Here is a 14255-nt window from a genome sequence, read left to right on the forward strand (position 1 = left end):
CCCACGGCGTAGCAGGCCAGGGCCAGGAGCAGGAGGGGGATCGCCACCTTCGCGGGTGGGCCGCTGCGACGTGATCTCGAAAGTGGTGGCGCGGAAGGTGGAACCCGCGGGCTCTGAGCGGTGTACGAAGCAGTAGAGGCGTCGCCGTGGAGCTGGTTCGGGGCCGGTGCCGGAGTCTGCGCGGGGAAGCGTGGGGCGTGCGGTTGGGGGGAGGGCAGGACGTGCGTGGAGGGTGTGGGGTCGTGGGGGGCCGCGTAGCCGGAATGAGTCGCCGGGGTGGCAGGCGTGGCAGGCCGGGGTGGTTGTGCCGGCTGCTGCGGTGGAGTGGGGGACTGGGAGGGGGAGCCGGTGGGCCGGGGCGGCGGCAGAGGGAAGCTGCCGGTGCCGGGCACCGAGGGCGGGTCGGTGGGAGCGGGCCAGGGGGTTCGGTGGTCCGTGCCGGGGGAGGATGCCTCGGCACCCGGGACAGGGCCGGTCTCGCGGGGCCAGGACGGCGGCAGGGCCTGTTCGAGCCAGGGCGCCTGGTTCGCTTCCTGCGACCAGGGCGCCGAGTTCGCAACACCTCCGCAGCCGGGCTGGGACGGCTCATTGCCCTGGCTCCGCCAGGAGGACTCGTTGCCCTGGGCGGGCCAGGACGACTCGCGGTCCTGGCGGGGCCAGTTGCCGCCGCTTCCTTGGTCGGGCGGAGCCTCCGCCCCGTACGTCTGGCCGGGTCGGTGCACAGGGCTGTTCGGCTCGCCAGGCACGTGAGGGGGTCGGTTGGGCACACCAGGGTGATGAGCGGCCCCGTTCGCCTCGCCGGGCTGGTGTGGGGGCCAGCTCTGCTCACCGTGCCCGTAGGCGGCTCCGTTCGTCCCGCCCACCTCGCTGTGCCAGGAGGGCGCCTCGCCCGGGGCGCCGGGGTGGGAGAAACGGCCCGTTCCGCCACTGGGCCGGCTAGGCGCTCCGCCTGGCTCCTCGGGTGGGTGAGGGGTTCCACCCGCCGGGGCGGCCGGGAAGCTTACGGCACCTGCGTCGCCCCCCTCACCTGGCCGCGATCCGCCTCCAAGGTGTTCGCCGAACCAGGAGGCAGGCCCACCTGCCCCACCTGCCTCATCCGCTTCACCTGGCGGTCGGTAAGCCATGCCGTTGCCCTGTCCAGACCACGGAGGCGCCCCGCCCACCTCACGGGCACCGCCGACCTCACCGGCACCAGACTCACCACCGGCACCGAAGCCGGCAGCGGCGCCGCCCGACCGCGCACCGCCACCGAAGCCGCCAGCAGCGCCACCCGACCCCGCACCGTCACCGAAGGCACCAGCCGCCCCAGCCCCTACACCGGAACCTGTCCCCGCACCGCCGCTGACACCATCCCCCTGGCCACCCCCTCGCCAGAAGGCCCCCCTCCCGTCCTCCCCTGCACCGACGCCAGAACCCCCTCCACCGTCCCCGGCAGGAACCCCGCTCCCTCCGCCGCCCCCAAAAGAGCCCCCGCTTCGGGAACTCGTCCCGAACCCGCCGTTCCCTGTGCGGTTCGGGTCCACGCCCGGGGCCTGCTTCAGGGGGCCTTGGGGGCCGAACCCGGGGGGCAGGGGGCCGAGTTGGTCGAAGATCTCGATGGACTCGTCGTCGGGGCCGGGGTCCGGGAGGAGTTCGCGGGCGGCGGCGAGGGCTTTGCGGGCCCCCGTGGCGGTGCGGAAGCGGGCCTGGGGGTCCGGCTGGAGGAGGGAGGCCACGACCTGCCAGAGCGGTTCGGGGACGCTCTGGGGCGCGCCCGGGGTGCCGTGGGCGGCGAAATACTGGATGAGTGCCTTGGCGTCGGGCTTGGCGCCCTCCAGGAGGTACAGCGCGACCAGGCCGACGGCGAACAGGTCGGCGGGGAAGTCCGGTTCCGCGCCCATCATCTGTTCGGGGGCGAGATAACCGGGTGTGCCCACCACGAGGTTGGTCTCGGTCAGCCGGGGTTCGCCCAGCCGCATGGCGATGCCGAAGTCGGACAGCCGCAGCCGAGGCCGGGCGGTGCCGGTCGCCTCGAGCAGGATGTTGGCGGGCTTGATGTCACGGTGCACCACCCCTTCCGCGTGCACCGCGGCCAGCCCCGCGAGGAGCTGGTCGAGCAGGGTGCAGACGAAAGCGGGGGGCAGCGGGCCGTAGTCCCCGATCAGATGGACCAGCGAGCCGCCGGCGACCAGGTCCATGGTGAACAGGACCTTGTCGTCGTCGGCGGCCCAGCTGGCCGGTGCGAGGACATGGGGGTGGTCGATCCGCAGGGCCTGTTCGCGGACGAAGCGCAGCAGGGAGTGGGCGTCGCTCTGCAACAGGACCTTGGCGGCCACATACCTGCGGCGCCGGTGGTCCCAGGCACGCCAGACGGCGCCGACGCCTCCGCGTCCGATCGGATCGGCCAGTTCGTACCGGCCGGCGAACACCTCACCCATGACTGCGCGTCGCTCCTCCCCCTGCGGCTACCCCCGTTGCTTCCCCCTCGATGAGCGATACGACCCCTCGTGGCCTCCCGGATGAGAGATACGGCCCCCGTGTTCCTCGTCTCCCCGACGGCCGGCACACCCCCGCGTGCCGTCCGCCGGTGAGGAGCGCGACCCCCTCGCGCTCCCCCGTGCCACCGGTACGGCCCCCCGCCCGGTCGCCGAACCCCCTTCGGGCGACCGGACGGCCGGCTCAGTTCTGGTGGGACTGGTAGTGCGTGACCGCGTCGGAGGTGCGGCCGGCACCGTAGACCCGGAGGAACTCTGCCAGTTCCGGGTGGGTCGGGGCGAGGGTGTCGGCCGCGTCGATGATGTCTCCGGCGGCGGCCACCGAGCGCAGCAGCGACTGGATCTCGCGGACGACCCGCTTGACCGTCGGCGCGCCCGAACTGCTGGTCGTGGTCGTGGTGTTGCTGAGCACCGAGCCCCCCTGCGACTTCTTGATCTCGTCCATGCGCTCGGTCGCCTCGGCCGCGCTCACGCTGCCGTCCGCGACCTGCCCCGCCAGGTCCTGCAGCAGCTGCACCCGCTGGACCACGGCGGGATTGCCGATCTTCGCCCGCTGACCGCTCATCAGCTGCGACAGCATCGGAGCGGACAGTCCCAGCACCCCCGCGAGACGGGCCTGGTTGAGGCCCAGGTCGTCTATGAGCTTGCGGAAGAGCGCCCCCAGCGGCTCCCCGTACCAGTTCCGCTGCAGTTCCCGCGCTCTCGCGGTCGCTTCCTGCTGTGCGGCGTCCATGTGCGTCTCCCCATCGCTTCCCCAAAAAACCGTGGTTCGCGACAGCGAACCACGCCGAGCATCTTACGGAGAGTGGTCGTTCGCGGGGACCCCCAATCTTTTTGCGGAATACCGGGGATGACCCGGTACTCTGGTCTGCGGCGCCCACCGGCAAGTGGTTCTTCCGGCGGACGTCCCTCTTCTCGGGGCCTTAGCTCAGTTGGTAGAGCGCTGTCTTTGCATGGCAGATGTCAGGGGTTCGACTCCCCTAGGCTCCACTCCAGGAGACCCCTCCGACCTGCGGATACGCGGGCGGAGGGGTTTTTCGTGGCCGGCCGTGGACGCGACGGCCCGCACGCCGGCCTCCCGCATGAGCGAGCGATACACCGAGGACGCCATCGGATGGGCCCGGCAGCCCCACACGCCGTGCGGGCAGTAGTCGGTGATGGCCTGGTAGAGGGGCCGCTCGCGCGCGAACCAGGTCAGCATGCCGCGCATGTAGGCGGGGTTGTCGCCGTTCTCGTACAGGCCCCATTCCTGGTAGGAGAAGGGTTTGCCGTGGGCGCGGGCGAAGCGGACGTGGGCGCGCAGGCCGTACGGCTCGCTCACCTGGTCGGTGAAGGGCAGGCCGCGCGGGGCGTCGTAGGCGTCCATGCCGATGATGTCGACGACGTCGTCGCCCGGGTAGCAATGTGGCCACGGGATCGCGTCCCGGCCCCGGGTGGGGGTGAACTCGAAGCGGAAGCGTTGGCCGGGCACGGAGCGCATCGCGTGCACGATCCTCGTCCAGTACGCCTTCCACGCGGCCGGGTCCGGGCCGCAGCGGTGGGTGTAGGTGGTGCCGTTCATCTCCCAGCCGAGGACGACGATCGTGTCCGGGACGCCGAGCGCCGTCAGCCGTCGGGCCAGGGCGCGGAAGTGGCCGTCGTGGTCGCCGGCCGCTCCCCGTCGGAGCTGGTCGCGCACCGTGCTGTCGGGGAGGTGGGCCTCCGTGCGCTCCAGCATCGGCACGTTCAGGACGAACATCCGCCGCGGATCGGCCAGCCGCCAGGCCGCCCAGGACTCCAGCCAGCCCGGAACTCCCTCGATGTTGCTCCAGCGGTCGCCCGGCAGATACACGTGCCCGACCCGGGGCGCGCGGCCGCCGAGCCAGGCGCCGAGGGAGCCCAGGCGCTCCACGTCGGCGGGCTCGTAGCCCACGTAGGCGCCGTACGCGGAAGCCGGCACGGGCTCGGGGGCACGGGTGGTGCAGGCCGAAGCGAGCAGCAGCAGTACGGCGGTCAGGGCGAGCGCCCCGCGGCGCGAGGGCTTCATCAGGGCGGCGGTCCGTCCGGTGCGAGGAGGTGTCCCCGCGACTGTGACGCACGGGAGCCATGCGGCACCGGCCCGGCCACACCGTCGGGTGAACACGGCGATGGGGCGGAGAATGTCCGCCCCACCACTGCTACACGCCGGTTCCGGCGTCAGCGCCCTTCGTCGTGCCTCGCGGCGTCTTCCTCGGCCTCCTTCGCCTGGACCTCCGGGTCCAGGACGGACTGCCCGGTGCCGTCCACGGACGTCAGTCGGCCCGTCTCGGGCACCTCGGTCGCGGCGGGCGGCTCGACCAGCCAGTCGGGGTTGGCCTGCTTGTCCCACCACTTCCAGGCGGCGTAGGCACCGCCCGCCACGAGGCCCGCGACCGCCAGCGCCTTGGCGAGCCGTCCTGCGCGAGCCCGCCGCTCGTGCTTGCGGACCAGCTTCTGGACCTCCTTGGGCGAGATCTGACCGCGCAGCGCGGCCAGTGCGGCCACGCTGCGAGCGGTGGCCTCCTCACGGACCGGGCCGGCCGCGGCGACGGCCTGCTCGATCCTCGGGCGGGAGTAGTCGGCGGCCTGCCGAGCTGCCTTGCGCGTGCGTACGGCGGCCTCGTGGGCGGCCTGGTCGACCTTCGGCGGAACATGCGTACGGGCCTGCTCCAGGCGCGGCGCGACATGGGCGCCGTACTGGACACGCGCCTGCTCGGCCGCCTGCGAGACCTTCGGCGCGAGATAGACGCGTGCCTCCGTCGCGTAGTGCGAGGCCTTGTCCTTGGCCGTGTCGGCGTAGGGCGCCACCACTTCCGCGGCGTGCAGCACGCTGTCCTTCGCCGAGCCGGTCGCGGCGCGCACGCTGTCGATGCGGGTCACGGGATCCTCCTCCTCGGTGGCGTACGGTAATTCGACTTTCCACCCTTTTACGGATCATGCCTGCCGGAGTACAGCCCGGCACCTGAGGGCGGGCATCCGGATCAATAACGGATGAATACGTGGCAACAGGAGCTTGTCGACGACAATGCCACGGATCGCTGCTGCGCGCCCCTGCCCGGACCCTCCTCGGCCGGATCCGTGCGAGGATCGGTCGGGCACAGGAAGACAACGGAAGGCAGATCGTGGCCGAGCAGCTTTACGCCACCCTGAAGACCAACCACGGCGACATCGAAGTCCGGCTCCTGCCGAACCACGCCCCGAAGACGGTCAGGAACTTCGTCGAACTCGCCCAGGGCGAGCGCGAGTGGACGCACCCGGGCACCGGTGAGAAGTCCACCAAGAGGCTCTACGACGGCACGATCTTCCACCGCGTCATCAGCGGCTTCATGATCCAGGGCGGCGACCCGCTGGGCACCGGCATCGGCGGCCCGGGCTACGAGTTCGAGGACGAGTTCCACCCGGACCTCGGCTTCAACAAGCCCTACCTGCTCGCCATGGCCAACGCCGGCCCCGGCACCAACGGCTCGCAGTTCTTCATCACCGTCTCCCCGACGGCGTGGCTGAACCGCAAGCACACCATCTTCGGCGAGGTCACCGACCCGGCCAGCCAGAAGGTCGTCGACGCCATCGCCGGCGTCAAGACCACCCGCCCCAACGACCGCCCGGTGAACGACGTCGTCATCGAGCAGGTCGTCGTGGAGACCCGCCAGGGCTGAGCCCGGCGGCCGCCGCGCAGGGAACCAAACGCCCCGCTCAACCGTAAGGATGAGCGGGGCGGTGCACGTGGGCACGACGACCTAGGGCGACTTGGGGGATGGCATGAATCAGGAGGCGGGCAGCGCACCGGAGGCCCAGAACCTTCCTGGCTGCTACCGGCACCCGGACCGTGAGACCGGCATCCGCTGCACCCGTTGCGAGCGCCCGATCTGCCCGGAGTGCATGGTCAGCGCCTCCGTCGGCTTCCAGTGCCCCGAGTGCGTGCGCGACGGGGGCGGCAGCGGACCTGCTCCGGCCGCGGCGCGGCCCCGCACCCTCGCGGGCGGCGCGGTCACATCGGACCCCCGGCTGTTCACGAAGATCCTCATCGGGATCAATGTCGCGGTGTTCATCGCCATCCGGGCCCACGAGTCGCTGGCGACGGACCTGAGCCTCATCGGTGCCTGGCCACCGGCGCCGTTCACGCCCACCGAAGGTGTCGCGGGCGGGCAGTACTACCGCCTGGTGACCTCGCTCTTCGTGCACCAGGAGATCTGGCACATCGGCTTCAACATGCTGAGCCTGTGGTGGCTCGGCGGCCCCCTGGAGGCGGCCCTGGGCCGGGCCCGCTATCTCGCGGTCTACCTCGTCTCCGGCCTCGCGGGCAGCGCGCTGGCCTATCTGCTGGCCGGCCCGGTCACCCAGACGCTCGGCGCCTCCGGTGCCATCTTCGGTCTCTTCGGCGCCACCGCGGTCCTGATGCGACGGCTGAACTACGATCTGCGGCCGATCATCGCGCTCCTGGTGATCAACCTGATCTTCACCTTCGGCTGGAGCAGCATCTCCTGGCAGGCCCACATCGGCGGCCTGGTCGCCGGACTCATCACGGGCTACGGCATGGTCCACGCCCCGCGCGAGCGGCGGGCGCTGGTGCAGTACGGCACCTGTGCGCTGGTTCTGCTGGTCGTCGTGGTCATGATCGTGATCAGGACCGCTCAGCTGACCTGAAAAGGCTCGTGCGACCCCTCTGAGCGGCCGTTGTCCACAGCGAGTGGCCGATCTTGTGCATACAGTGCGGGAACAGCTGTGCCCCCTGTCACTGACCCGTGTTTGCGCAGGTCAGGCAGGGGGCGAACAGGCTTGCGGGGCTTGGTGTGATGGTCGCATCGGCGTCAACACTCGATGAGTTATCCACAGATCGTAGTCTTTTCCCCAGGCCCTGTGGAAATTGCTCCAGGCTGTGGATAACTCAGCGGATAGCCCTGGGGAGAGCTACTTCCACTGAGTGGAGACGGCGAATCCCGCGGCGATGAAACCGAAGCCCACCACGATGTTCCAGTTGTCCAGGGCGTCGATGGGCAGGGAACCGTCGGTCACATAGAAGACGACGATCCATGCGAGCCCGATGAGGAACATGGCCAGCATCACAGGCGCCACCCAGGCGCGGCTGTTCAGCTTGATGGCGGTCGCCTGCTTCGCCGGGGGCGGCGTGTAGTCGGCCTTCTTGCGGATACGTGACTTCGGCACGAGGGTCTCTCCTGTCGATGCGCTGCGTGGCCGCGCAGGTAACTGGTCGGGCTCGGGGCAGCGTACAAGGGGACACTGAGTGCTCCCCCGGGCGTCCGTTAGCGTAGTGCTTCCGCAGCGCCGAAGGAGATAAGGGTACGTTGAGCAATTCTGCCGACTCTCCCCAGTCCGGATCCAGTCCTGTCCGCAGGCGGGGTTTCCGGCCGGTGCGGGTGCTCACGGCGGGCGTCTTCGCTCTCGCGGGCCTCATTTTCTTCACGAGTTTCAACACGGCCAAGGGCACCGACATCCGCACCGACGCCTCCCTGCTGAAGCTCTCGGACCTCATCCAGGAGCGCAGCCACAACAACGGCGAGCTCGACGAGTCGAACGGCTCGCTGCGCCGGGACGTCGAGGCGCTGGCCGAGCGCGACGACGGCAGCACCAAGGCCGAGGACGACAAGCTCGCCGCCCTGGAGGACCGGGCCGGCACCCAGAAGCTCAAGGGCAAGGCGGTCACGGTCACCCTCGACGACGCCCCGCCGAACGCCACCGCCAAGCTGCCCGGCTATCCCGAGCCGCAGCCCGACTACCTGGTCATCCACCAGCAGGACCTGCAGGCCGTGGTCAACGCCCTGTGGAAGGGCGGCGCCCAGGGCATCAAGGTCATGGACCAGCGGCTGATCTCCACCAGTGCCGTGCGCTGCGTCGGCAACACCCTGATCCTCCAGGGCCGCGTCTACTCGCCGCCGTACAAGATCCAGGCGGTCGGTGACCCCGGAAAGCTGAAGCAGGCGCTCGCGGACTCCAAGGCGATCCAGAACTACATGGTCTACGTCAACGTCTACGGACTTGGCTGGAATGTCGCCGACGACGGCACGGTTACGCTGCCCGGTTACTCGGGCACAGTGGATCTGCAGTACGCCGAGCCCGTGGAGTGAGCGCGGGCTGAGTCCCTGGAGCCGCCGGTGCGTGTCGTCGTCAGGATCGTCAGCGAGCTGTTCATCACCGCCGGTGCGCTGATCGTGCTGTTCGTCGTCTATCTGCTGTTCTGGACCGGTGTGCGGGCCGACACCGTCATGGACGACCAGATCGACCAGTTGCAGGACCAGTGGTCGCACGGGAGCGTGCGGCAGCCGAAGGCGACAGCCGACCCGTCCGCCGCTCCCGCGAAGCCGGCGCCGTACCGGAACGGCAAGCCCTTCGCGATCATGTACATCCCCCGGCTCGGTTTCACGTGGAACAAGCCGGTGCTCGAAGGCACCCAGGTCGGCACCCTGAAGAAGGGCCTCGGCCACTACGCGAACACCGCCCAGCTCGGGCAGCAGGGCAACTTCTCGGTCGCGGGGCACCGGCGCACCTACGGCGATCCCTTCAAGGACTTCCCGCGGCTGCGGCGCGGAGACGCGGTCGTCCTGACCGACGGAACGACCTGGTTCACGTATCGGATCGACAAAGGGCCCTACAAAACAGTGCCCACCGACATTGAGGTGATCGATCCTGTGCCACGTAAATCCGGGTACACGCGGCCTGGCCGCTATCTCACGCTGACCACGTGCGATCCGGAGTGGGGACACAGTCACCGGCTGATCGTCTGGGCACACCTGGACTCCACACAGCCTGTGGAGGACGGCAAGCCTGTTGCCCTGCGCCGTTAGTCTGGTGCGGTACGGCGTGTGTGTGGTGCCGTGGTGCGACGGAAGGGACGGCATGTACGGCTGGATCTGGCGGCATCTGCCGGGGAACGCGTGGGTGAAGGCGCTGCTCTCACTCATGCTGGTCGTTGCTGTGGTCTACGTCCTGTTCCAGTACGTGTTCCCGTGGGCCGAACCGCTGCTGCCCTTCAACGATGTGACGGTGGACAACCAGTGAGCGCGCGCATTCTCGTCGTCGACAACTACGACAGCTTCGTCTTCAACCTGGTCCAGTACCTCTATCAGCTGGGCGCTCAGTGCGAGGTGCTGCGCAACGACGAGGTGTCGACGGCGCACGCCCAGGACGGCTTCGACGGCGTCCTGCTGTCGCCGGGGCCCGGCACACCGGAGGAGGCCGGGGTCTGCATCGAGATGGTGCGCCACTGTGCCGCGACCGGGGTGCCCGTCTTCGGTGTCTGCCTCGGGATGCAGTCCATGCAGGTGGCGTACGGCGGTGTCGTGGACCGCGCCCCCGAGCTGCTGCACGGCAAGACCTCCCTCGTGGAGCACGAGGGCAAGGGCGTCTTCGCCGGTCTGCCGACGCCGTTCACGGCGACCCGCTACCACTCGCTGGCCGCCGAACCGGCGACGGTGCCGGCCGAGCTGGAGGTCACCGCGCGGACACACGACGGGATCGTCATGGGGCTGAGGCACCGTGAACTCCCGGTCGAGGGTGTGCAGTTCCACCCCGAGTCGGTGCTGACGGAACACGGTCACCTGATGCTGGCCAACTGGCTCGTGGAGTGCGGGGACCAGGGCGCGGTGGCGAGGTCGGCGGGGCTCGCCCCGGTGGTGGGCAGGGCCACGGCGTGACGGCCCTGCGCCCCGAGCGCGAGGACGTGTACGGCGACGCGTCGTACGGGTCCTACGGCGGCGACCCCTACGGCGGTCAGTCCTTCGGCGGCGCCGCCTACGCCGAGGAGACTCCGGCCCGGGAGCCGTACACCGAGGAGCCGTACGTCCAGAAGCCGTACGCCGAGGAGCCGTACGCCGAGGAGCCGTACACCGAGGAGCCCTACACCGCGGGCCCGCTCGGTGGGGCGTCGGCGCCGTACGTACCGCCGGCCGACGACGAGACGGTGGCACTGCGGATACCCGATCCGCCACCACCCTCCATATCCGCTTCTGCGGCCTCTTCCGTCACATCCGCCACTGGATCCCCACACGGTGGCCGTGCGGCCCGCAGGAAGGCCGCCAAGGGCCGCCACGGGCGTCACGGCGGCGGGGCCGTTCCCGAGGCGCAGCCGGAGCAGGAGTCGGCGGACGGCAGACCGCTCTCCCGCGTCGAGGCCCGCAAGCAGGCGAAGGCTCGCAAACCCGGCGCGGCCGTCGTCGCCAGCCGGGCGATCGGCGAGGTGTTCATCACCACCGGCGTGCTGATGCTGCTGTTCGTCAGCTACCAGCTCTGGTGGACCAACGTCCGGGCCCACGCGCAGGCGGACAAGGAGGCGAGCAGCCTCCAGAACGACTGGGCGAGCGGGAAGGGCGCCCCGGGCACCTTCGAGCCCGGCCAGGGTTTCGCCCTGCTGCACATCCCCAAGCTGGACGTGGTGGTGCCGATAGCCGAGGGCGTCAGCAACAAGAAGGTCCTCGACAAGGGCATGGTCGGGCACTACAGCGAGGGCGCGCTGAAGACGGCGATGCCCGACGCCAAGACCGGCAACTTCGCCCTCGCGGGGCACCGCAACACCCACGGCGAGCCCTTCCGGTACATCAACAAGCTCAGCCCCGGCGACGCGATCGTCGTCGAGACGCAGGACGAGTACTTCGTCTACAAGATGACGTCGACGCTGCCGGTGACGGCACCGAGCAACACGAGCGTGATCGACCCCATCCCCAAGGGATCCGGTTTCACCACGGCCGGCCGCTACATCACCCTCACCACCTGCACGCCGGAGTTCACCAGCAAGTACCGGTTGATCGTCTGGGGCAAGATGGTCGAGGAACGGCCGCGCAGCAAGGGCAAGCCGGATGCGCTCGTCCAGTAAGGGCAGATGACTAGTGGCAGCGACCACCGAGCAAGAGCAGAACACCGGCACCCCCGCGCCGCGCCGACGTGGCACCGGCCGGATCGCCATGGCGGTCAGCGTCTTCGGTGAACTCCTCATCACGGCGGGCCTGGTGCTCGGCCTGTTCGTCGTCTACTCGCTGTGGTGGACGAACGTCGTCGCCGACCGCGCGGCCCACAAGGAAGCCGACAAGGTGCGCGACAGCTGGATGCAGGACCGGGACACCGGCCCCGGCGCGCTGGACACCAGGAACGGCATCGGCTTCCTGCACGTCCCCGCCATGAAGAACGGCGAGGTCCTGGTCGAGAAGGGCACCTCGACGAAGATCCTCAACGACGGGGTCGCCGGCTACTACACCGACCCGGTCAAGGCCACGCTCCCCACCAGCGGCAAGACCGGCAACTTCTCCCTCGCCGCCCACCGCGACGGCCACGGCGCGAAGTTCCACAACATCGACAAGGTCAAGAAGGGCGACCCGATCGTCTTCGAGACCAAGGACGAGTGGTACGTCTACAAGGTCTATGCAGTCCTCCCCGAGACCTCGAAGTACAACGTCAAGGTCCTCGGCCGGATCCCCGAGGAGTCCGGCAAGAAGAAGGCCGGCCACTACATCACGCTGACGACGTGCACGCCGGTGTACACCTCGCGCTACCGCTACGTCGTGTGGGGCGAACTGGTCCGCACGGAGAAGGTGGACAGCGAGCGGACGCTGCCGAAGGAACTGCGCTGACAGCAAGCACCACATGAAAGAGCCCCGGCCCCCTGGAGGGGGCCGGGGCTCTTTCATGCCCGTACGGCTAGCCGGTGCCGCCTCCGAAGAACCCTCCGCCGTTGTTGCCGCCGTTGTTGTTGCCGCCGCCGACGCTCACCGTGGTGAGGTTGATCGGGGTGCTGCCGGGGTCGCCCACCTCGCTGCCGCCCTGGGGATCCTGCTGGGCCACCAGGGCGTTGTCGCTCTGGTCGCTGCCGTTCGCGAACTGGATGTTCGTGAAGCCGGCGTTGTTGAGGATCTGGCGGGCCTGGGCGACCGTGCGGCCCACGACGCTCGGGACCTCGGTCTTGTCGGCCGCCTTGCCGATCTGGATGGTGACCGTCGAGTTCTTGTCGGCCTGGGTGCCGGCCTGCGGCGAGGTCGAGATGACCTTGCCGATCTGGTTGGTGTCCTCGGTCTCCACCTCGGTGCAGTTGCCGACCAGGTTGTTCGCCTGCATCTGCGCCTTGGCCTCGTCACAGGAGCGGCCGACGACGTCCGGGACCGTGGACTTCTCCTCGGCCTTGGCGATGGTGAGGGTGACGGTGGACCCCTTCTCCACCTCCGCGCCGAGTTCCGGGTCCTGCTTCAGCACCGTGCCCACCTCCTCGGTGGACACCTCCTGCTTGGTCTTGACGACGAACTCGTACTTGTCGCCCTGCAGCGTCTCCGTGGCCTTGTCGACGTCCTGGCCGAGAACACTGGGGACGGCCACCTTCGGCGCCCCGGTGGACACCACGATGTTGACGGCGGAGTTCTTGTCGACCTTGGTGTTGGCAGTCGGGTTCTGCTCGCAGATGTTGCCCTTGGCCGTGTTCTCACAGGCCTTCTGGGTGACCTCACCGAGTTTCAGATCGACGTTGGTCAGCTGTTGCTCGGCTGCCGACTGCGACTGGTTGACCAAGTTCGGCACGGCCACCTGGTCGTTGCCCGCGCCGCCGCCGCTGAAGATCCACTTGCCGATCAGGATCGCGCCGACGAGCACCAGGATGCCCGCCACCACCAGCAGGATCGTCGAGGTGTTCGACTTCTTCTGGCGGCGCCGGTCGGGGCGGTCGTCGTAGCCGTATCCGCCGTCGTCCGGGTTCATCGGCGGCAGCATGGTCGTCGCGCCCGCGTCGGAGCGCAGGGCCGTGGTCGGCTGGTCGTCGGGGTAGCCGCCGTAGCCCACCGAGCCCATGGCCGCGGTGGCCGCGACCGGCTGGCCGTCGAGGCAGGCCTCGATGTCGGCGCGCATCTCGTCGGCCGACTGGTAGCGGTAGTTCGGGTCCTTGACCAGGGCCCGCAGGACGATGGCGTCCATCTCGGGCGTGATCTCGGGGTCGAACACCGACGGGGGCTGCGCCTCCTCACGTACGTGCTGGTAGGCGACGGCCACCGGGGAGTCGCCCACGAAGGGCGGCCGGACCGTCAGCAGCTCGTACAGGAGACAGCCGGTGGAGTAGAGGTCCGACCTGGCGTCGACCTGCTCGCCCTTCGCCTGCTCCGGCGAGAGGTACTGGGCCGTGCCGATCACCGCGGACGTCTGGGTCATCGTCATGCCGGAGTCGCCCATGGCGCGGGCGATGCCGAAGTCCATCACCTTGACCTGGCCGTTGCGCGTGAGCATCACGTTGGCCGGCTTGATGTCCCGGTGGACGATCCCGCTGCGGTGGGAGTACTCCAGCGCCTGGAGGATCCCGATGGTCATCTCCAGGGAGCGCTCCGGCAGCAGCTTGCGGCCGGAGTGCAGCAGCTCACGCAGCGTGGAGCCGTCGACGTACTCCATGACGATGTACGGGATCGAGACCCCGTCGATGTAGTCCTCGCCCGTGTCGTAGACCGCCACGATCGCGGGATGGTTGAGCGAGGCGGCCGACTGGGCCTCCCGGCGGAACCGGGCCTGGAAGGACGGATCGCGCGCGAGGTCCGCGCGCAGCGTCTTCACCGCCACCGTGCGGCCGAGGCGCGTGTCCATGGCGAGGTAGACCTCCGCCATGCCACCACGGCCGAGCACCTGGCCCAGCTCGTACCGGCCGCCGAGGCGACGCGGCTCTTCCATAGCTTCCTACCAGCCCTCTCCGTCGGTCCCGACGGGCACGTGTGTGCCGTCGGAGGCTGCACTCCGGGCCTACCGTACCCGGCTAGCTTTGTGTGACCTGGCCAAGTGCGTCACCCGATACAGGACCGGTATCGCAACGTGCACCGA

At 69.6% G+C, this 14255-nt stretch carries 12 protein-coding genes, 1 tRNA gene and 2 pseudogenes; 9 read left to right on the forward strand and 6 right to left on the reverse strand.

Annotated elements, in window-relative coordinates:
- Nucleotides 1-1517: 1517 nt before the first annotated feature.
- Nucleotides 1518-2417 (reverse strand): annotated as a pseudogene (locus tag M2163_RS25835) (serine/threonine-protein kinase); the annotation flags it as partial.
- A gap of 241 nt (nucleotides 2418-2658) precedes the next feature.
- On the reverse strand, nucleotides 2659-3207 hold the full coding sequence (locus tag M2163_RS25840) for a DNA-binding protein (protein WP_031036313.1): 549 nt from the start codon (nucleotides 3205-3207) through the stop codon (nucleotides 2659-2661).
- Between the two features lie 184 nt (nucleotides 3208-3391).
- On the opposite strand from M2163_RS25840, the gene M2163_RS25845 reads away from it, so the two are divergent.
- Nucleotides 3392-3464, forward strand: a tRNA-Ala gene (locus tag M2163_RS25845).
- Nucleotides 3465-3555: 91 nt separating this feature from the next.
- Here M2163_RS25845 and M2163_RS25850 read toward each other — a convergent pair.
- Both M2163_RS25850 and M2163_RS25855 read right to left on the reverse strand, forming a co-directional pair.
- Nucleotides 3556-4500, reverse strand: a pseudogene (locus M2163_RS25850) (glycosyl hydrolase); the annotation flags it as partial.
- 149 nt (nucleotides 4501-4649) lie between these two features.
- Complete coding sequence (locus tag M2163_RS25855; protein WP_280850480.1) at nucleotides 4650-5351, reverse strand: DUF5324 family protein; 702 nt, start codon at nucleotides 5349-5351, stop codon at nucleotides 4650-4652.
- 242 nt (nucleotides 5352-5593) lie between these two features.
- On the opposite strand from M2163_RS25855, the gene M2163_RS25860 reads away from it, so the two are divergent.
- Nucleotides 5594-6127: a peptidylprolyl isomerase gene (locus tag M2163_RS25860; RefSeq protein ID WP_280850479.1), complete on the forward strand. Its 534-nt coding sequence runs from the start codon at nucleotides 5594-5596 to the stop codon at nucleotides 6125-6127.
- A gap of 103 nt (nucleotides 6128-6230) precedes the next feature.
- Nucleotides 6231-7115, forward strand: a complete 885-nt coding sequence (locus tag M2163_RS25865; RefSeq protein WP_280895161.1) for a rhomboid family intramembrane serine protease — start codon at nucleotides 6231-6233, stop codon at nucleotides 7113-7115.
- 264 nt (nucleotides 7116-7379) lie between these two features.
- Here M2163_RS25865 and crgA read toward each other — a convergent pair whose 3' ends face one another.
- Entirely contained in the window at nucleotides 7380-7634 is a 255-nt protein-coding gene (gene crgA / locus M2163_RS25870) for a cell division protein CrgA (protein ID WP_007383302.1), read from the reverse strand.
- A 140-nt stretch (nucleotides 7635-7774) separates the two neighbouring features.
- Between crgA and M2163_RS25875 the strand changes: the two genes are divergently transcribed.
- From M2163_RS25875 to M2163_RS25900, 6 genes are read left to right on the forward strand one after another with little or no spacing between them, the layout of a single operon-like run.
- On the forward strand, nucleotides 7775-8554 hold the full coding sequence (locus tag M2163_RS25875; RefSeq protein WP_280895162.1) for a DUF881 domain-containing protein: 780 nt from the start codon (nucleotides 7775-7777) through the stop codon (nucleotides 8552-8554).
- A 27-nt stretch (nucleotides 8555-8581) separates the two neighbouring features.
- Nucleotides 8582-9271, forward strand: coding sequence for a class E sortase (locus M2163_RS25880; RefSeq protein ID WP_280895163.1), 690 nt, complete (start codon nucleotides 8582-8584; stop codon nucleotides 9269-9271).
- Nucleotides 9272-9323: 52 nt separating this feature from the next.
- Nucleotides 9324-9485, forward strand: a complete 162-nt coding sequence (locus M2163_RS25885; RefSeq protein ID WP_155057297.1) for a hypothetical protein — start codon at nucleotides 9324-9326, stop codon at nucleotides 9483-9485.
- On the forward strand, nucleotides 9482-10120 hold the full coding sequence (locus M2163_RS25890; RefSeq protein ID WP_280895164.1) for an aminodeoxychorismate/anthranilate synthase component II: 639 nt from the start codon (nucleotides 9482-9484) through the stop codon (nucleotides 10118-10120). The genes M2163_RS25885 and M2163_RS25890 overlap by 4 nt, the downstream gene beginning before the upstream one ends.
- Nucleotides 10117-11295: a class E sortase gene (locus tag M2163_RS25895; protein ID WP_280850474.1), complete on the forward strand. Its 1179-nt coding sequence runs from the start codon at nucleotides 10117-10119 to the stop codon at nucleotides 11293-11295. Before M2163_RS25890 ends, M2163_RS25895 begins: the two co-directional genes overlap by 4 nt.
- A 13-nt stretch (nucleotides 11296-11308) precedes the next feature.
- Nucleotides 11309-12046: a class E sortase gene (locus tag M2163_RS25900; protein WP_280850473.1), complete on the forward strand. Its 738-nt coding sequence runs from the start codon at nucleotides 11309-11311 to the stop codon at nucleotides 12044-12046.
- Nucleotides 12047-12113: 67 nt separating this feature from the next.
- On the opposite strand, the gene pknB is transcribed toward M2163_RS25900, so the two are convergent.
- Nucleotides 12114-14108: a Stk1 family PASTA domain-containing Ser/Thr kinase gene (gene pknB / locus M2163_RS25905; protein WP_280895165.1), complete on the reverse strand. Its 1995-nt coding sequence runs from the start codon at nucleotides 14106-14108 to the stop codon at nucleotides 12114-12116.
- Between the last annotated feature and the right edge of the window lie 147 nt (nucleotides 14109-14255).

Origin of the sequence: Streptomyces sp. SAI-135 (assembly GCF_029893805.1) — a bacterium.
Classification (GTDB): Bacteria; Actinomycetota; Actinomycetes; order Streptomycetales; family Streptomycetaceae; genus Streptomyces.

Excerpts from the sequence above, each read along its gene's own strand:
- M2163_RS25840 (WP_031036313.1), bottom strand. The coding sequence starts at position 3,207 with ATGGACGCCGCACAGCAGGAAGCGACCGCGAGAGCGCGGGAACTGCAG.
- M2163_RS25885 (WP_155057297.1), top strand. The coding sequence starts at position 9,324 with ATGTACGGCTGGATCTGGCGGCATCTGCCGGGGAACGCGTGGGTGAAG.
- M2163_RS25865 (WP_280895161.1), top strand. The coding sequence starts at position 6,231 with ATGAATCAGGAGGCGGGCAGCGCACCGGAGGCCCAGAACCTTCCTGGC.
- pknB (WP_280895165.1), bottom strand. The coding sequence starts at position 14,108 with ATGGAAGAGCCGCGTCGCCTCGGCGGCCGGTACGAGCTGGGCCAGGTG.